General features: G+C 66.9%; 14 protein-coding genes. 11 read left to right on the top strand and 3 right to left on the bottom strand.

What is annotated here, in order from left to right:
- A partial coding sequence (locus tag J7528_RS11085) for a dihydroxy-acid dehydratase (RefSeq protein ID WP_291874005.1) occupies nt 1-1,244 on the top strand: 1,244 nt, incomplete at its 5' end.
- 18 nt (nt 1,245-1,262) lie between these two features.
- On the opposite strand, the gene J7528_RS11090 is transcribed toward J7528_RS11085, so the two are convergent.
- Complete coding sequence (locus J7528_RS11090; protein ID WP_291874007.1) at nt 1,263-3,578, bottom strand: glycoside hydrolase family 127 protein; 2,316 nt, start codon at nt 3,576-3,578, stop codon at nt 1,263-1,265.
- A 10-nt stretch (nt 3,579-3,588) separates the two neighbouring features.
- Nucleotides 3,589-4,893 (bottom strand): sugar MFS transporter, encoded by a 1,305-nt coding sequence (locus tag J7528_RS11095; protein ID WP_291874009.1) that lies wholly within the window; start codon nt 4,891-4,893, stop codon nt 3,589-3,591.
- Nucleotides 4,894-5,114: 221 nt separating this feature from the next.
- On the opposite strand from J7528_RS11095, the gene J7528_RS11100 reads away from it, so the two are divergent.
- The 10 genes from J7528_RS11100 to J7528_RS11145 all read left to right on the top strand — a co-directional run bounded on the left by J7528_RS11100 (nt 5,115) and on the right by J7528_RS11145 (nt 14,388).
- Nucleotides 5,115-6,671 (top strand): alpha-N-arabinofuranosidase, encoded by a 1,557-nt coding sequence (locus tag J7528_RS11100; RefSeq protein WP_291874011.1) that lies wholly within the window; start codon nt 5,115-5,117, stop codon nt 6,669-6,671.
- Between the two features lie 128 nt (nt 6,672-6,799).
- Nucleotides 6,800-8,101 carry an L-fucose:H+ symporter permease gene (gene fucP / locus J7528_RS11105; protein ID WP_291874012.1) on the top strand — a complete coding sequence of 434 codons (1,302 nt, stop codon included), beginning with the start codon at nt 6,800-6,802 and terminating at the stop codon, nt 8,099-8,101.
- Nucleotides 8,102-8,103: 2 nt separating this feature from the next.
- A complete protein-coding gene (locus tag J7528_RS11110) occupies nt 8,104-9,117 on the top strand; it encodes a zinc-binding alcohol dehydrogenase family protein (protein WP_291874014.1) in 1,014 nt (337 codons plus the stop codon).
- Complete coding sequence (locus J7528_RS11115) at nt 9,111-9,923, top strand: amidohydrolase family protein (RefSeq protein WP_291874016.1); 813 nt, start codon at nt 9,111-9,113, stop codon at nt 9,921-9,923. The genes J7528_RS11110 and J7528_RS11115 overlap by 7 nt, the downstream gene beginning before the upstream one ends.
- Nucleotides 9,924-9,928: 5 nt before the next feature.
- Complete coding sequence (locus J7528_RS11120; protein ID WP_291874018.1) at nt 9,929-10,696, top strand: IclR family transcriptional regulator; 768 nt, start codon at nt 9,929-9,931, stop codon at nt 10,694-10,696.
- A gap of 129 nt (nt 10,697-10,825) precedes the next feature.
- On the top strand, nt 10,826-11,803 hold the full coding sequence (locus J7528_RS11125) for an aldo/keto reductase (RefSeq protein WP_291874020.1): 978 nt from the start codon (nt 10,826-10,828) through the stop codon (nt 11,801-11,803).
- Nucleotides 11,800-12,096 carry a UxaA family hydrolase gene (locus tag J7528_RS11130; protein WP_291874022.1) on the top strand — a complete coding sequence of 99 codons (297 nt, stop codon included), beginning with the start codon at nt 11,800-11,802 and terminating at the stop codon, nt 12,094-12,096. The genes J7528_RS11125 and J7528_RS11130 overlap by 4 nt, the downstream gene beginning before the upstream one ends.
- A complete protein-coding gene (locus J7528_RS11135; protein WP_291874024.1) occupies nt 12,096-13,301 on the top strand; it encodes a UxaA family hydrolase in 1,206 nt (401 codons plus the stop codon). Before J7528_RS11130 ends, J7528_RS11135 begins: the two co-directional genes overlap by 1 nt.
- Nucleotides 13,302-13,312: 11 nt before the next feature.
- A complete protein-coding gene (locus J7528_RS11140) occupies nt 13,313-14,041 on the top strand; it encodes an SDR family oxidoreductase (RefSeq protein ID WP_291874026.1) in 729 nt (242 codons plus the stop codon).
- Nucleotides 14,042-14,043: 2 nt separating this feature from the next.
- A complete protein-coding gene (locus tag J7528_RS11145) occupies nt 14,044-14,388 on the top strand; it encodes an L-rhamnose mutarotase (RefSeq protein WP_291874028.1) in 345 nt (114 codons plus the stop codon).
- On the opposite strand, the gene J7528_RS11150 is transcribed toward J7528_RS11145, so the two are convergent.
- Nucleotides 14,385-17,471, bottom strand: a complete 3,087-nt coding sequence (locus tag J7528_RS11150) for a TonB-dependent receptor (RefSeq protein ID WP_291874030.1) — start codon at nt 17,469-17,471, stop codon at nt 14,385-14,387. The two genes, J7528_RS11145 and J7528_RS11150, sit on opposite strands and share 4 nt — an antisense overlap.
- Nucleotides 17,472-17,919: the final 448 nt, after the last annotated feature.

Genomic DNA, 17,919 nt, shown 5'->3' on the forward strand with positions numbered 1-17,919 from the left:
AAGGCTTCATGACGCTGGCCACGGCGTCATCGCCCTCGGTCGGCCACTGCAACACCATGGGCACGGCGCTGTCGATGAACTCGCTGACCGAGGCGCTGGGCATGTCGCTGCCCGGCTCGGCGGCGATCCCGGCCCCGTATCGCGACCGGCAAGAGAATGCCTACCGCACGGGCCTGCGCATCGTCGACATGGTGCATGAGGACCTGAAACCCTCCGACATCCTGAGCCGTGAGGCGTTCCTGAACGCCATCGTCGTCAACTCGGCCATCGGCGGCTCGACCAATGCCCCGATCCACCTGAACGCCCTGGCGCGCCATGTCGGCGTCGAGCTTTCCATCGACGACTGGCAGCAGACCGGCGAGGACGTGCCGCTGCTGGTCAATCTGCAGCCGGCCGGGGAGTATCTGGGCGAGGACTACTACCGCGCCGGCGGCGTGCCGGCGGTGTTCGGGCAGCTGATCGAGCAGGGCCTGATCCGCGAGGAGGCGCGCTGCGTTTCCGGCCAGAGCATCGGCGAGCAGTACCGTGGCGCCACGATCGAGGACGAGAACGTCATCCGTCCGTTCTCCAGGCCGCTGGTCGAGCGGGCCGGCTTCGCGGTGATGCGCGGCAACCTGTTCAACTCGGCGATCATGAAGACCAGCGTGATCAGCCAGGAGTTCCGCGACCGCTACCTGTCCAACCCCGACGACCCCGACGCCTTCGAGGGCGAGGCCATCGTGTTCGACGGGCCCGAGGACTATCACCACCGGATCGATGATCCGTCGGTGGGCATCACCGCCAACTCGATCCTGTTCATGCGCGGCGCGGGCCCCATCGGCTATCCGGGCGCGGCCGAGGTCGTGAACATGCGGGCGCCCAACTACCTGATCAAGCAGGGCATCCATCAGCTGCCGTGCATCGGCGATGGCCGTCAGTCGGGCACCTCGGGCTCGCCGTCGATCCTCAACGCCTCGCCCGAAGCGGCGGCGGGCGGCGGTTTGGCCTTGCTGAAGAGCGGCGACAAGGTGCGGTTCGACCTGCGCAAGTCGCGCGTCGACGTGCTGGTCTCGCCCAGCGAGATCGTCGAGCGTCGCAAGGCGCTGGAAGCCGCCGGCGGCTTCAAGTATCCGGAGAGCCAGACGCCCTGGCAGGAGATGCAGCGCGCCGTCGTCGGCCAGATGGACACCGGCGCGGTGCTGGAGCCGGCCGTGAAGTACCAGCGCATCGCCCAGACCAAGGGCCTGCCGCGCGATAATCACTAGATTGGTGAGGGGCGGCGCTTAGCGCGCCGCCTTGAACACCCGCGCCTCGAAGACCGCCGCCCACTGATTGGCGGCCATTTCGAAGCTCACCGTCACCTTGCGCTTACCGTCCGTCAGGGCCTGGGGCAGGGCATAGGTCTTCACGTTCAGCGGCCCGGTGCGCTCGCCCGGCAGCGTCTCATGCGCGATCTCCTGGCCTTCGACCAGGATCCGGAAGTCCTTGTTCCGAGGCGCGCCGTCATACGTCACCTCCAGGGTCAGCGGCCCGGGCGCGGTCGCCATCTGGAAGGCGATCGAGCCCTTGTTCAGGATGCGGCTGCGGACCGTCAGGTTGCCGCTGTCCTGGGTGCCGCGACTGGCCTTCAGGTCGTGGTCGACCTCGGGCTGCTGCTCGCCGAAGCGAATGGTGTCGACGGTGCGGTCGCGAATGTCGGCGCGGACCTTGGCCTCGGCGACCAGGCGGGGCTCGGCTTCGGTCCATTGCGCTTGGCTCAGGCGACGGAAGTAGACAGCCGTGCGGTTGTGGTGCTGCTCGAGATAGGGACGCAGGGCCAGGTTCTGGGGACGGCTATTGTCGTCCAGGGTGAATCGCTGCGCGCCGCTGGCCGGCGTCAGAGCAGGGGTCCCGACCACCACCGGATCGAAGCTGTCCCAAGGCTGGTCGGGTGAGCCCAAATCAGCGGCCAGCACCAGGGGACCATTCAGGAAGGCGATCAAATCCGGAGCGTCCGGCATGCTTTCCGTGCGCACCGTCATCGGCAAGGTCAGTGTCACACGATCGCCAGCCTTAAGTGTAAGGTCGACATAGCCGTTCTTGGGCGTGATCGTCCGGGTTTGGCCGTTGATCTTCACCGACGGCGCCGCGCACCAGCTTGGGATCCGCAGCGAGATCGGTGTCGGCGTCTTGGCCTTCGCCAGGGTCAGGACCACCCTGTCGCTGTACGGAAACTCGGTGTCGATCTCGAGCTTCACGCCCTTCTGTGACCAGTCCAGCGTCGCTGGGTAGTAGAGATTGACCCGCACCCGTTCGCCGTCGCGCCAGAAGATGCTGTCGCCCAGCTTGGAATAGTTCTCCATGCCGGTCCCGACGCAGCACCAGAACGAGTCCGTCGGTGTCGAGTGGCCCCGGGCATAGCCCGAGGCTAGCGGCGAGAAGTAGGTGAACATTCCGGTGTCGGGGTCCTGCTGCGACAGGATGTGATTCAGGTGGGCGCGTTCGTAGACGTCGAAGTAGCGGCTATCGCCAGTCCAGCCGTGCAGGTGGCGCGTCAGCTTCAGCATGTTGTAGCTGTTGCAGCACTCGCAGGTCTGCTGGCCCAGGCGTGTCGACAGCTGGCGCGGCTTGCCGAAGTGCTCGAACTCGGAATTGCCGCCGATTACGTAGGAGTGGTCGTCGACGACCGTCTCCCAGAAGAACATCGCGGCCTTGGCCGCATCGGTGTCGCCGCCGGTCTCATAGAGCCGGGCCTCGCCGATCAGCTTGGGGATCTGGGTGTTGGCGTGCTTGCCGGCCAGCTCGTCACGGCCGGCGATCAGGGGATTGATGATCTCGTCGTGCCGCAGGCGGCGCGCCATGTCGAGCCAGCGCGATTGGCCGGTGCGCGCATGCAGCTCGGCGAAGCTATCGACGATGCCGCCGTGTTCCTCGTGTAGCACGGTCTGGATCTGCCGGGCGTCCAGCGGCTCGAACACGCCAGCCAGATATCCGCCCAAGCCGACGGCAACTGCCAGGGCCTTGGGATCGCCGCAGTAGAGATGGGCGTCCAGCGCGCCGGCCAGCACCTTGTGATAGGTATAGATCGGCACCCAGCCGCCGTTGAGGTTGCCCGAGGCGCTGATCTTGCCGGTGCGGATCTCCTCATAGATGACCTTGCCGTCGATCGTCTTGCCGTCGCGGTCGACCGTCGTGCCGCCGGCGTAGCCGTCGCCATTGGCGGCCTGGCATGCGGCCAGCTCCTCGACGATGTAGGCCGCGCGTTGCTTGAACTCGGGCTGGCCGGTCTGGGCCCACATCAGCGAGACGGCGGTCAGGTAATGGCCCAGGCTGTGGCCGGCGATGCCACGGCTCTCCCAGCCGCCGTAGACCTCGCCCTTGGGCGTCAGGCCCGCGCCGGCGCGGAAGTTGTGCAGCAGGCGATCGGGCTCCAGCGACAGCAGGTAGCGCTGGTTGGTCTGCTGGGCGGTCAGGAAGCGCGAGGGCTTCAGTCGCACCTGCGACAGGGGAAAGCTTTCCAGCTTCGTTTTGGGGGGCTGCGCGAAGGCGGGCGCAGCCAGGGCCGCCGCGCCGAGCGCGGCCCCGGTCTTCAGGGCGGTACGGCGCGACGGTCCGGTCATGGCGCGCGCCCTATTCGACGTGCTGGTCGGGCAGGGCGTTGGTCGCCTTCGAGCCCCACAGCGCATAGAACAGCACATAGATCTCGCAGGCCGCCGTCAGCAGGAACGAGGTCTGCAGGCCGAAGGTGTCGGCCAGCCAGCCCTGGACGATCACCAGCGCGCCGCCGGCGATGGCCATGATCAAGAGGCCCGAGCCTTCCTCGGTCAGCGGCCCCAGGCCCTTGATGCCCAGGGTGAAGATCGTGGGGAACATGATCGAGTGGAAGAAGCCCACCGCGATCAGCGACCACATGGCCACCGGGCCATGGGCGAAGGTGGTGATGATCATCACCACGAACGCGCCGATCGAGAAGGCGGCCAGGACGTGCTCGGCGGGGAAGCGGCGCATCAGCACGCTGCCCAGGAACCGGCCCACCATCATGCCGCCCCACAGGATAGCCAGGTAGCGCGAGGCCTCCTCATGGGTGATCGCGGCGATGTTGGGCTGCGAGACGAAGTTGATGAAGAGGTTGGCGACCCCAATCTCGGCGATCAGGTAGATGAAGATGGCCGGCACGCCGAACACCAGGTTTCGGTGCGACCACAGGGACAGCTTCTTGCGCTCCTCGCGCGACGAGCGCTGGGTGGCCTGGCCGATGGCCGGCAGCTTCACGCGGCCCATGACCACGGCCAGCAGGATCAGGGCGATGGTCACCAGCACATAGGGAAGGATCACCGACTGGGCGTCGGCGTAGCGCTCGGCCTGGGTCAGGACGACATCGGTCCCGGCCGTGCCGCTCTTGGAGCGACCCAGGATCAGGTAGCCGGCGAACAGCGGCGCCAGGGTAGTGCCCAGCGAGTTGAAGGCCTGCACCAGGTTAAGGCGGGCCGAGCCGGTCTCGGGCGGACCGATCACGGCGACATAAGGATTGGCTGCCACCTGCAGCAGGGTGATGCCGCTGGCGATCACGAACAGCGCCGTCAGCACCAGGCCGTACGAGGCCAGCATCGCCGCCGGAACCATCATGGCCGCCCCGACCGCCATGCCCAGCAGGCCAACGACGATGGCCTTCTGGTAGCCGATCCGCTCGATCAGCTTGGCCGACGGGATCGAGGCCACGAAATAGGCGATGAACCAGACGGACTCGATCAGGGTCGTGCGGGTGTAGTCCAGCACGAACACGCTGCGCAGGTGCGGCAGCAGCGTGTTGTTGATGACCGTGATGAAGCCCCACATGAAGAACAGGCTGGCCAGCAGGCTCAGGGCCGAGCCGTAAGCCTTCTGCGGGGCGTCGGCGCTCGCCGTGGGCGGCGCGCTTTGCGGGATGGCGGGCATCGTTTCCTCTCCGTCGATGCGGGCTTCGGCGGCTGACGCCACTCTCGATTTATTGTCCGAGTATATTGATGCTGCCAAGCCGTCAACGCGCGAGCTTTGGCGTGTCCCATAAGCTGGGATCGTCGGAAGCGTTGCTGGTTATTGTAGGACAAAAATAAGCCTGCTACCAAAACGCCCAACGATTTTCAGGGGCGCGTAAAGCCCCGTCAGGAGGAAGCACCATGGCGAAGGCCAAGATATTCCTGGGCGCGGCGATCGCGGCCCTGGCGATGGCGGCGAGCGTACAGGCCGCCGAATTGACCGCTTCGGCGACCCTGAAGGCAGACCAGCCGGGCGCGCCGATCTCGCGCTACATCTATGGCCAGTTCTCCGAGCACCTGGGCGCGGGCATCTATGACGGCGTCTGGGTCGGGACCAATTCCAAGATCCCCAACGTCCGCGGCATCCGCACCGACGTGGTCACGGCGCTGAAGGACATCCGCGTGCCGGTGATCCGCTGGCCGGGCGGCTGCTTCGCCGACGAGTATCGCTGGCGCGACGGCATCGGCCCGCGCGACAAGCGTCCCTCGCGCAAGAACAACTGGTGGGGCGGCTCGCCCGAGACCAACGCCTTCGGCACCCACGAATTCATGGACTTCGCCGAGCAGGTCGGCGCCGATCCCTACGTCTCGATCAACATGGGCTCGTCCGACCCGACCGAGATGCGCGAGTGGATCGAGTACATGACCTCGCCGGGTGACGACACTCTGGCCCAGGAGCGCCGCGCCAACGGCCGCGACAAGCCGTTCAAGGTGCCGTTCATCGGCATCGGCAACGAGAGCTGGGGCTGCGGCGGCGAGATGACGCCCGAGTACTATGCCAACGAGTACCGTCGCTTCTCGGCGTTCTTCCACAAGAACGACGACAATCCGGCGATGCGCATCGGCTCGGGCGCCAACTCGTTCGACGTCAACTGGACCGACGTCGTGACCAAGAACGCCGGCAAGTTCATGGACGCCATTTCGCTGCACTACTACACGATCCCGACCGGCGTCTGGTCCAAGAAGGGCGCGGCCACGGGCTTCGACAAGGCGGCCTGGAGCAAGACCATGGCCCAGACCCTGCGGATGGAGGACCTGCTCCAGAAGCACATCGCGGTCATGGACAAGAACGATCCGAGCAAGCGGATCGGTCTTTATGTCGATGAATGGGGCACCTGGTACGATGTCGAGCCGGGCACCAATCCGGGGCACCTCTACCAGCTCAACACGCTGCGTGACGGCGTCCTGGCGGCGGCGAACTTCAACATCTTCCACCACCACACCGACCGGGTGAAGATGACCAACATCGCCCAGACCATCAACGTGCTGCAGGCGATGATCCTGACCCAGGGCGACAAGATCGTCCTGACCCCGACCTACTACGCATACAAGATGTACGTGCCCTTCCAGGACTCGACGGCGATCCCGCTGGACGTGACCGCGCCCGAGATCGACGTGGGCGGGACCAAGATCCCGGCCTTCAACGCCTCGGCCGCCAAGGGCAAGGACGGCAAGACCTACATCGCCATCGCCAATATGGCGCCGGACGACAGCCTGAAGCTCTCGGTGGCCCTGGGCGCGCTGAAAGCCAAGGCCGTGTCGGGCCAGGTGATGACCGCCGACAAGATGGACGCCATGAACGCCTTCGGCGCCAAGCCGGCCGTGGCGCCGGTCGCCTTCAAGGGCGCGAAGCTGTCGGGCGACAAGCTGACCTTGGACATCCCGTCCAAGTCGGTCGTGGTGGTCGCTGTCGAATAGGGCTGTCGAATAGTCGTTTCGGGAGCGCCGTTCGCACGGCGCTCCCGACATTTCATATTTGACGATCCAATTCATATATGATGTCCATCTCTACAGGCGCTCAACGAGAGGCGCCGGAGGAAACATCCATGTCTCAAGGCTCGAGCTCGCGTACGGGCTGGGCGCCGCTGGTGCTGATCGTCGCCCTGTTCTTCCTGTGGGGCGTCGCGAACAACCTCAACGACGTCCTAATTCCCCACCTGAAGAAGGCCTTCTTCCTGACCGACCTGCAGTCGGGCCTGGTGCAGTCGGCGTTCTATCTGGGTTACTTCTTCCTGGCCCTGCCGGCCGGCCTGCTGATGCGCCGCTACGGCTACAAGGCCGCGGTGATCGTCGGCCTGACGCTCTTCGGGGCAGGGGCCTTGCTGTTCTGGCCGGCCGCCGAGCTGCGCCGCTACGAGTTCTTCCTCAGCGCCCTGTTCGTCATCGCCTCGGGCCTGGCGTTCCTGGAGACCTCGGCCAATCCGCTGATCACTGTGCTGGGAGATCCGGCCAAGGCCGAGCAGCGCTTGAACCTGGCCCAGGCCTTCAACCCGCTGGGTGCGATCACCGCTGTCGTCGTGGGCCGCCAGTTCATCTTGTCGGGTGTCGAGCCAACCAAGGCGGAATTCGCCGCCATGACCCCGGCCCAGCTGTCGGCGTTTCAGGCGGCCGAGGCCAAGTCGACCCAGCTGCCGTATCTGATCATTGCCGGCGTGGTCATCCTATGGGTGGTGCTGGTGGCGATCACCAAGTTCCCGCCCCAGGCCAGCCGCCCGACCGAGGCGGACCAGCACGAGGAACGCGTCGACAAGCCTATCCTGGGCCTGTTCTCGCGTCCGCGCTTCCTATTCGGCGTAGCGGCCCAGTTCTTTTATGTCGGCGCTCAGGTGGGCGTGTGGAGCTACATGATCCGCTACGCCCAGGACCAGGTTCCGGGCATGGGCGAGAAGACCGCGGCCGCCTACTTGTCGTGGTCACTGGTCGGCTTCATGGCCGGTCGCTTTGCCGGCACAGCGTTGATGAGCAAGGTCGATCCCTCGCGGCTGATGGCGGTGTTCGCCGCCGCCAATGTGGTCCTGACCCTGGCCGCCGTCGCGATCGGCGGACATCTGGGTCTGCTGGCCCTGGCCTCGACCAGCTTCTTCATGTCGATCATGTTCCCGACCATCTTCGCCAGCTCGATCAAGGGGCTGGGGCCGCTGACCAAGACCGGTTCGTCGTTCCTGGTCATGAGCATCATTGGCGGGGCGGTCCTGACGGCGGTGATGGGCGCGATCTCCGACGCCAGCGCCATCCGCTTCGCGATCCTTGTTCCTTGCGTCTGCTTCGCTGTCGTCGGCGTCTTTGGCCTGACCGCCAAGCGCCGCGACGTCACCGCCCACGATGCCGTCCTGGCTGGAGGTCACTAGAAATGATGGATGTCTTGGTCTGCGCCGCGCCGGGTGAGCTCAAGTTGGAGCAGCGTGCGCAACCGACGCCAGGTCCCGGCGAGGTGCTGCTGCGCGTGCGCCGGGTCGGGATCTGCGGCACGGACATGCACATCTATCGCGGGACCCAGCCTTATCTCAGCTATCCGCGCGTGATGGGCCACGAACTGTCGGGCGAGGTGGTTTCGGCGCCGGACGGCAGCGGGCTAGGCGAGGGCGACCACGCCTATGTCATGCCCTACCTGTCGTGCGGGACCTGCGCGGCCTGCGCTAAGGGCAAATCCAACTGCTGCATGAACATCCGCGTGCTGGGCGTGCACATGGATGGCGGGCTGCGCGAGTACCTGACCGTGCCGGCCGGCTTCGTGCGCAAGGTCGAGGGCGTCTCGCTGGATGAGGCCGCCATGGTCGAATTCCTGGCCATCGGCGCCCATGCCGTGCGCCGCGCCAGGATCGAGCCCGGCCAGTCGGTGCTCGTCGTCGGAGCGGGGCCGATCGGCATCGCCGCAGCCCTGTTCGCCAAGCTGGCCGGCGGCCAGGTGACGGTCCTGGACGGCCGGGCCGATCGTCTGGACTTCTGCCGTGACCACCTGGGCGCCGACCACATCGTGACGCTGAGCGACGAAACGTCGGCAGCGCTCTCGGCCCTGACCGAAGGCGTCTTCTACGACGTGGTGTTCGACGCCACCGGTAGCGCCGCGGCCATGCAGCAGGGCTTTGGCTATGTTGGCCATGGTGGGACCTATGTGCTGATCTCGGTCGTCGCGGCCGACATCACCTTCTCGGATCCCGAATTCCATAAGCGCGAGATGTCGCTGCTGGCCAGCCGCAACGCCACGCTGGAGGACTTCGACTACGTGCTGGCCGCCATGCGCGCGGGTCGTGTTCCGACGAAAGAACTCAATACACACAGCGCCTTGCTGAAAGATCTTGCAGCAGCCCTGCCGGGTTGGATGGAGCCGTCGGCCGGCGTCATCAAGGCCATCGTCGCGTGCTGATCGACGCTCACTGTCATGTCTGGCGGATCGGCCATAACGACCACGAATGGCCAACGCCGGACTTGGCGGTGATCCATCGTGATTTTGACCTCAGAGGTCTGGTGCAAGCTTCTAAATCTACTGATCTTTCTGGTGTCGTTCTCGTGCAATCTCAGCCGAGCGACCGCGACACCGAATGGCTGCTGGAACTGGCCGCCGCCGACCCGCTCGCGCTAGGCGTCGTGGGCTGGACCGACCTGACCGCGCCCGACGCGGCGGACCGGATCGCGGCCCTAGCGCGGGATCCATGGCTGAAGGGCTTGCGGCCCATGTTGCAGGATCTGGCCAGCGACTGGATCCTCGACCCCAAGCTCGCGCCCGCCATCGAGGCGGTGATCGCGGCGGACCTGTCGTTCGACGCCCTGGTCAAGCCGCGTCACCTGCCGGCCATACTGGAACTACTCCATCGCTGGCCTGAACTGCGCGTCGTGATCGACCATGGCGCCAAGCCGGAGATCGCGGCCGCGCGCCTGGACCCCTGGCGCGATCAAATGGCGGCGCTGGCCGCGCAACCCGGCGTCCATTGCAAGCTCTCGGGCTTGTTGACCGAAGCTGGCGATGCGCCGACCGCCGAGGCGGTTACGCCTTACGCAAGGCATCTGATCGACGTCTTCGGCCCTGATCGCCTGATGTGGGGCAGCGACTGGCCCGTGCTGAACCTGGCCGGTGACTACCCGTCCTGGCGCGCCATGTGCGAGGCCTGGCTCCCGCCAGAGCAGCATCCCGCGCAATTCGGCGAGACGGCGCGGCGATTCTATCGCTTATAGAAGGCATGTCCGACCTGCCCGCCAAGAAGCGAGAATACCGTGCGCCCGCCCTGGAGAAGGGCCTCGACGTGCTGGAATTGCTGGCCGCCCATCGTGGCGGCCTGACCCTGGCCCAGATCTCCAACGCCCTGGACCGCTCGTCCAGCGAGCTGTTTCGCATGGTCCAGGTGCTGGAGGCGCGGGGCTATGTCGGGCGCGCCGCCGACGAGGACGGTCTTGTCCTGACCAACAAACTGTTCGCCCTGGGCATGACCCGCGCGCCGGCCAAGGATCTGATGGAAGCGGCCCTGCCGGTCATGCGCTCGGTCGCGCAGAAGATCGGCCAGTCCTGCCACCTGGCCGTGGCCAGCGGCGACCAGATGGTCGTCGTCGCGCGCATCGAGGCCCCGGGGGACCAGGGTTTCTCGGTCCGTGTCGGTTATCGCCGCCAGATCGTGGAGGCGACCTCGGGTCTGGTGCTCTACGCTTTCCAGCCCGAAAGCATCCGCGCGCGCTGGGACGAGACGCTGAAGAGCGGGGCGTCCGCCGGGACCTGGAAGGCCTTCCAGGCCAGCGCCGCTCAGGCCCGCAAGGACGGCTATGTTCGCGCCGACAGCTATGTGACCAAGGCCGTGGTCGACCTCTCCGTGCCGATCCATGGCCCGAATGGCGTGTCGGCGGCCCTGACCTGTCCGTATGTCGATACGCCAAGCGCGCTGCCGGTGGCCGACACCATCGCGGCCATGCAGAAGGCGGCCGCCGAGGTCACCAGCGAGATCCGGCCAACAGCCTAGTCGGGCGAGAGTTTCGGCGTCTGTCGATTGACTTGCCTCGCCTGGAATGGAATTTTATCAGCAAGATCGATTTTATAAATAAACGGGATGGAAGCGGGAATGGCAGGCGGCGAGCAACGGTCGGCGACCTTGGCGCGTCTGCCGCGTTTGGGGTTCGGCGGCGGGGCCCTGGGCAATCTCTATGCGGCCATGTCGGACGGCGCGGCGCGTAACGTCATCGACACCGCCTTGGTCTCTGGCATCGATTATTTCGACACCGCGCCGCACTACGGTTTCGGCCTTAGCGAGACCCGCCTGGGCGAGGCCCTGGTCCGGCGCGATGTGATGATTTCGACCAAGGTCGGTCGGCGCTTGGAGCCGATCCAGACAACCGAGCGCGAGCGTCACGGCTTCGTCGACGCCGCGCCATTCGAGCCGGTGTTCGACTACACCCGCGACGGCGTCCTGCGGTCCTTCGAGGCCAGCCTGCGCCGTCTGAAGCGCGACCGGGTCGACGTGCTGCTGGCCCACGACCTGGGCCGTGCGACCCATGGCGACGCCCATGCGGGCCACATGCGCGACTTCCTGGAGGGCGGCTACCCGGCCATGCGCGAGTTGAAGGACAGCGGCGCGGTCGGTGCGATCGGCCTGGGCGTCAACGAGCAGGCGGTCTGCGAGGAGGTCCTCGACCACGCCGATGTCGACGTCTTCCTGCTCGCCGGCCGCTACACGCTGCTGGAGCAGACGGCGCTGGAGAGCTTCCTGCCGCGCTGCGTCTCGCGTGGCGTCGGCATCATCGTCGGCGGCCCATTCAATTCCGGCGCCCTGGTCGAGACTACCGGCACGCTGCACTACAACTACGAGACCGCGCCCCGCGAGATCGTCGAGCGAGTGGAGCGCTTGCGCCGGGTCTGCGCCGTCCACGGTGTGCCTCTGGCCGCTGCGGCGTTGCAGTTCCCGCTGGCCCATCCGGCGGTGCTGAGCGTCATTCCGGGCATGGCGACGCCGGCTCAGGTGACCGATGCAACCCGCTGGCTGGACATGACTATTCCAGATGCGCTGTGGTCTGACCTCAGGAGCGAAGGTCTGATCCGTCTCGATGCCCCCGCTACACGAGCCGCCGCATGAAGCCTATCCTGCTGCATCCCGACGACAACGTCCTGGTGCTGGCCGAGCCGATCCTGGCTGGCCAGACGATCGAGATCGATGGCGCCGAACTGGTCGCGCCCGGCGCTGTCGCGGTCGGCCACAAGATTGCCCGCCGCGCGCTGGTCGCCGGTGAGAAGATCCTGAAGTACGGGGCGCCGATCGGCTCCATGACCGTCTCGGTGACGGCTGGCGAGCACGTCCACATGCACAACATGAAGAGCGACTACATCGCCAGCCATACCCGGTTGGCGACCGGCGAGGGCCGAGGCTGATGAGCATCCAGGGCTACCTGCGCGCCGACGGCCGCAAGGGCATCCGCAACGTCGTGGCCGTAGCCTATCTGGTCGAGTGCGCCCACCATGTGGCCCGCACGATTGTGACCAAGAGTGACGATCCCGACGTTCATCTGATCGGTTTTCCGGGTTGCTATCCAAACGCTTACGCCCTGAAGGTCATGCAGGCGATCGGGACCCATCCCAACATCGGCGGCGTACTGCTGATCTCGTTGGGCTGCGAGAGCTTCAACCGCGAAGCCCTGCGCGAGGCGATCGCAGCCAGCGGCCGGCCGGTCGAGATTCTGGTCATCCAGGAGAGCGGCGGCACCGCCGAGACCATCCGCAAGGGCGTCGAGGCCGTGGCCCGCCTGAAGGCCGTCGCAGAGCAGACTGCCCGTGTTCCTATGGATGTCTCCGAGCTCGTCATCGGCACCATCTGCGGCGGCTCGGACGGCACCAGCGGCATCACCGCCAACCCCGCCGTCGGCCGGGCCTTCGACCGCCTGGGCGCGGCCGGGGCGGCCTGCGTGTTCGAGGAGACCGGCGAACTGGTCGGCTGCGAGAAGATCATGGCCGACCGGGCCATCACCCCGGAGCTAGGCGTCGAACTGGAAGCCAGCGTTCGCAAGGCAGAGGCCTATTACACCGTCATGGGCTACGGCAGCTTCGCGCCGGGCAATGCCGAGGGCGGCCTGACGACCCAGGAAGAAAAGTCGATGGGGGCCTATTCCAAGTCGGGATCGGCCCCGATCGTCGGCATCCTCAAACCCGGTGATCTGCCGCCCAGCGGCGGGCTCTACCTGCTGGATGTGGTGCCGGACGGTGAGGTTCGGTTCGGTTTCCCCAACATCTCGGACAATGCCGAGATCGTCGAGCTGATCGCCTGCGGAGCCCACCTGACGCTGTTCACGACGGGGCGCGGCTCGGTGGTCGGCTCGGCCGTCTCGCCGGTGATCAAGGTCTGCGCCAATCCCGAGACCTACCGCAAGCTGTCGGGCGACATGGATGTCGACGCCGGCCGGATCATGGAAGGGCGCGGCACGCTGGACGAGGTCGGCGACGAGATCTTCGACCTGGTGCTTTCGGTGGCCGGCGGCCAGCGGACAGTGTCCGAGGCGCTGGGCCACCAGGAATTCATCCTCACCTACAAGGCCTTTGACCCGATCGGTCCGGCCTGCCTGCCGCTGCGGCGCGCGAGTTAAGGGGCGTATCCATGGGACGACTTTCGGGGAAGACCGCGCTGGTGACGGCAGCGGCGCAGGGCATCGGCAAGGCCAGCGCGGAGCTGTTCGCCCGCGAAGGCGCACGGGTCATCGCCACCGATCTGAACGAAGACCTGCTGGCCAAGGTCGAGGGCTGCGAAGGCCGTCGCCTGGACGTGCTGGACCTGGACGCCATCAACGCCCTGGCGGCCGAACTGGGCGCCATCGACGTGCTGTTCAACTGCGCGGGCTATGTCCATGCCGGTACGATCCTGGACTGCGACGAGAAGGCCTGGGCGTTCTCGAACGACATCAACGTCACCGCCCAGTACCGCACGATCCGCGCCTTCCTGCCGGCCATGTTGGCGGCCGGGAAGGGCTCGATCGTCAACATGGCCTCGGTGGCCAGCTCGATCAAAGGCGTGCCCAACCGCTTCGCCTACGGCGCCACCAAGGCGGCCGTGATCGGCCTGACCAAGGCCGTGGCCGCCGACTTCGTGGGGCAGGGCGTGCGCTGCAACGCCATCTGCCCGGGCACGGTCGACACGCCTTCGCTGAACCAACGCTTGGCCGAGACCGGCGACTACGAGGCCGCCCACAAGGCCTTCACCGCCCGTCAGCCGATGGGCCGCCTGGGCAAGGCCGAGGAGCTGGCGCAGCTGGCCCTGTACCTTGCCAGCGACGAGTCGAGCTTCACCACCGGCCAGATCCACATCATCGACGGCGGCTGGATCAACTAGATATGCGCCACTGCCTGGCCCTGGACCTCAAGGACGATCTGGCGCTGATCGAACGCTACGAGGCCTGGCATGCGGGCGGGGCCGTACCGCCGGCAGTGATCGCGTCGATCCGCGCCGCCGACATCCGGGACATGCAGATCTGGCGGCTGGGAACGCGGCTGTTCATGATCATGGAGACCGGCCCGGCCTTCTCTGCGGAAGCCAAGGCTGCCGCCGACATGGCCTCCGAGGACGTCCAGGCCTGGGAGCGCCTGATGTGGGAGTTCCAGCAGCCGCTGCCGGGCACCGCTGACGGTGAGAAGTGGCTGGCGATGCAGCAGATCTTCGCTCTGGACGACCAGCCTTAGCGGTATCGGTAGCGCAGTCCCAGGCGGACGTCCCGGCCCGTGCGGTGTTGGTAGTTTGGGATCTGGCTGCGATCGATGAACTGGCGCGCCGCCGGGTCGGTGAGGTTCGCCAGGTCTGCCGCGAGGGTCAGTTGCGGCGAGATCTGGTAGCGCACTGACACATCGACCGTGGTCAGAGCGTCGAAACCCTCGGCGTCGCCGCCAGTCACGGCGGGCACGTTGCCCAGATAACGACCGCGGTGGCTGATCCCCGCCCGAGCGTCCAGGCGACGGCCGTCATAGTTCAGCGAAAGATTGCCCACGAAGCGTGGCCCGCCTAGCGAGTCCTGGATCGCTTCCATCGCGCCGTTGGGCATTCGGTAGCGGACCTTGGAGCGCGTATAGGCCAGCGAACCCTGCAGCCGCCACCGCGCCAGCGTCGAACCCGGTGCGCCCAGGGGCGTGAAACCCGAGATCTCCAGCCCGCTCAATCGACCCTTGCCCGTGTTGGCCGGGCGCACGAACTGCCAGATCGGCAGAGCCGGATCGCAGCCGGGCGTGCTGCCGCAAGCCTGGGCCGCTACGCTGTCGGGCAGGCCGTAGGGATTGGTCGAGAACAGCGCCGGCGGGCTGATGGTCTGCTGGACCACCGAGGCGATCGCCTTGTGATAGGCCGAGACCGTCACCGCGCCGCCGTTCGGCGCGTACCATTCCGCGCCCAGGTCGAAGGTGGTGGCGCGGGTCGGCGTCAGGTTCGGATCGCCCGCCGAGACGCTCTTGAGGCTGGGGGTCGAGATGGTGAAGCCGGGACGCAGGCTGCGCAGGTCGGGACGGACCATCACCCGCGCCGCGCCCATCCGCACGGTCCAATCGGCAGCCGGCTCCCACACTAGGTTGGCCGACGGGAGCAGGTCCAGATAGCTGCGCTTGGCGCGGACAGGCTTGAGGCTGCCATCGGCCTGGACCTGCGAGCCGCGCGCGTCCTGCGCTGTCCGGGCCAGGCGCAGGCCGACGTCGCCCCACAGCTGGCGATCGTTCTGGCGGGGACGTGAGATCAGGACATGGGCGGCGTCGTCGCGCTCGCCGATCGCGTAGTTGGTGGCCGCGGCCGGTTCGCGGCCCAGGCGGAAGGCGTCGCAGGCGGCCTGGGCGCAGGCCTGACGCAGCAGGGTCAGGCCTCGGAACATATCCGGCGCGAGCCACGGGCCAGGAGGGTTCACCGCGCCGAACGACGCATTCGCGCCGACCATGCGGACATAGTCGGCGATCGGCACGGCGGCCAGGGCGGCGGGGATCGAGCCGTTCAGGTTGGCGGTCGTGCCGTTCGAGCGCGACAGGCTGACGGCCTCGGTTCGGTAGTCCTTGTGCAGCACGCCCGCGCGCCACTCCAGGCCGCGCGCCGCGCCCTTCAGGTCCAGGCCGGCGGTCTTGTAGCTGTTGTCGACCCAGTTGGGATCGTCGCGGACTTCCGAAAGCGTCCAGGCCGAGGCTTGGTCCAACACCGCGTCGCCGTAGCCGATGTACGGGCGAGAGGCGTCGCGAAAGTCGTAGACGAAGCCGTTCACCCCATACTGATCCATGTGCAGAGTGTTCTGCACCGGATTGCTGAAGTCCGAGCGCGAGAAGCCCAGCAGCGCGGTGGCCTCGATCCCGTTTGCGAATAGTTGGGTCGCCGACAGGGTGGCCTGTCGGAAGATGGTGTCCAGCTCGTCGTAGCGGGCTTCGGACTTCACATCGACGCCGTCGAAGATCCCGGCCAGCAGCACGTCCGGTCCCTTGCCGGTGCGGATCACCGGATCGATCGCGGTCACCGCGTTCAGGCCGCAGATCGGCGCGGCGGCCGGGCCGCACGGGCCGGCGGTGCGGAAGGTAAAACTTTCCAGCAGATATTCGTGCCGTCGGGCGCGCAGGCTGGCGTACAGCAGGTCCAGCGAAACGCGGGTGCGGTCCGAGGGGCGCCAGTCCAGGGCGCCGGTCAGGCCCAGGCGCGACTGGTCCGCCGTCATCAGCTCCAGGCGCGGGATGCGGGCGTGCAGGGCGGCGTTGACCTGATCCAGGCTGGCGTTGCCGCGAACCGCGCCGAAGCCGGGATACAGCGCCTCGCCCGTCTGCCAACCGCCAGCCGTGGTGCCCGCGTCGACGGCGTAGCGGCGCGAATAGGCGGCCGAGACCAGCACGCCCAGGCGATCGTCAGCCAGGCGACGCGACACGACGATCGAGCCACGCGGCGCCAGGCGGTCGGCGCGGCTGTTCCAGCTTTGCTCGCCGTAAAGCAATACGCTCTTGTCGCGCAGGTCGAAGGCCGAGCGGGTGCGGATGTCGACCGTGGCCCCCAGCGAGCCTTCATCGATGTCGGCGGTGGCGGTCTTCTGCACCTTGATCTGCCGGAAGAGGTCGGCGGCGAAGACGTTGTAGTCGAACGCCCGGCCGCGATTGGTGCCGCCGCCGACATTGGCGCCGCCGAAGGTCGCCAAGGTCTCCATGCCGTTGATGCGCACGCGGGTGAAGCGGCTGGCGACGCCACGCAGGGCGATCTGGCGGGTCTCACCGCCGTCGCTGACGGCCGCCGCGCCGGGCAGCTCCCGCAAGGCGTCGCCCAGGCTGATCGCGCCGGAGCGGGCGATCTCGTCCTCGGTCAGGATGTCGATGGGCGAGGGTGTGCGGCGCTTGAGGTAGGCCGGCAGGTCGGCATTGGCGATGGCCGTGACGGCGACCGGCGCGACCTCGGCCGGGGGCTCGTCATCGAACCGGCGCGGGGCAGGTGGAGGCGGAGGAGGGCGGCGAGATGGCCGAGTGGCCTGGGGCGCGGCCGGGATGATCGTGACCACCCCGTCGGCGCCGATCACGAAGGTCAGGCGCGACCCGGCCAGCAGGGTCGAGAGGGCCGTTGGCAGCGACAGCGTTCCGCGCAGGGCGGGCGCTTGTCGATTGGCGATCAGCGAAGCGGGGGCCAGGACGACGACGCCCGTGCGTTCGGAGACGGCCAGCAGGGCGCGGGCCAGGGGCTGCGCGGGTTGGTCGAAAGCATAGGCCGTCGGACCGGGCGCGGCCATGGCCGGAACGCTGGCCAGAAGCGCGGCCAGAGCCGTCGCTGATCCGAGCACGTGGGGAGGTTTCATAGGGAGCGCGCGAACGCTTGAGCGGTCCGACTACGCCAAACCACACTCGCAACGATTCGACGCTTCGGCCGCTCCGCCCCGGACACCGCCACTCCCCGATTGTTCTCGGTATCCTTGTTGCGACAGACGATGCGGGGGATCGGTGCGTCGATCAATGGCTTGTCGGACAATTCGAGCAAATCCGGAACTTTCTTGTGCGGATCGGCGAGCGTGAAACGTTGTTGAAATCTGGTTTCGCTGACGCAAGGAAAATTCATATATTTCTAGAAGTTACCGGTAACTTTCCGCTTTTTCCAGTTCTCTGGGCATGCTTATCTCGATGACACCGGTGACAGAGATCCGGTGAGAACGGCCCCTGGATGGCCGCCAGTCGGGAGGAAACGATGACTAAGCCACAGCGCGCGCCGCGCCGCTCGGCCCTGTGCGATTCCCT

The sequence above is a fragment of the Caulobacter sp. genome (genome assembly GCF_017744445.1).
Lineage (GTDB): Bacteria > Pseudomonadota > Alphaproteobacteria > Caulobacterales > Caulobacteraceae > Caulobacter.

Excerpts from the sequence above, each read along its gene's own strand:
- J7528_RS11130 (WP_291874022.1), top strand. The coding sequence starts at position 11,800 with ATGAAGCCTATCCTGCTGCATCCCGACGACAACGTCCTGGTGCTGGCC.
- J7528_RS11100 (WP_291874011.1), top strand. The coding sequence starts at position 5,115 with ATGGCGAAGGCCAAGATATTCCTGGGCGCGGCGATCGCGGCCCTGGCG.
- fucP (WP_291874012.1), top strand. The coding sequence starts at position 6,800 with ATGTCTCAAGGCTCGAGCTCGCGTACGGGCTGGGCGCCGCTGGTGCTG.
- J7528_RS11145 (WP_291874028.1), top strand. The coding sequence starts at position 14,044 with ATGCGCCACTGCCTGGCCCTGGACCTCAAGGACGATCTGGCGCTGATC.
- J7528_RS11095 (WP_291874009.1), bottom strand. The coding sequence starts at position 4,893 with ATGCCCGCCATCCCGCAAAGCGCGCCGCCCACGGCGAGCGCCGACGCC.
- J7528_RS11090 (WP_291874007.1), bottom strand. The coding sequence starts at position 3,578 with ATGACCGGACCGTCGCGCCGTACCGCCCTGAAGACCGGGGCCGCGCTC.
- J7528_RS11140 (WP_291874026.1), top strand. The coding sequence starts at position 13,313 with ATGGGACGACTTTCGGGGAAGACCGCGCTGGTGACGGCAGCGGCGCAG.
- J7528_RS11120 (WP_291874018.1), top strand. The coding sequence starts at position 9,929 with ATGTCCGACCTGCCCGCCAAGAAGCGAGAATACCGTGCGCCCGCCCTG.
- J7528_RS11135 (WP_291874024.1), top strand. The coding sequence starts at position 12,096 with ATGAGCATCCAGGGCTACCTGCGCGCCGACGGCCGCAAGGGCATCCGC.
- J7528_RS11110 (WP_291874014.1), top strand. The coding sequence starts at position 8,104 with ATGATGGATGTCTTGGTCTGCGCCGCGCCGGGTGAGCTCAAGTTGGAG.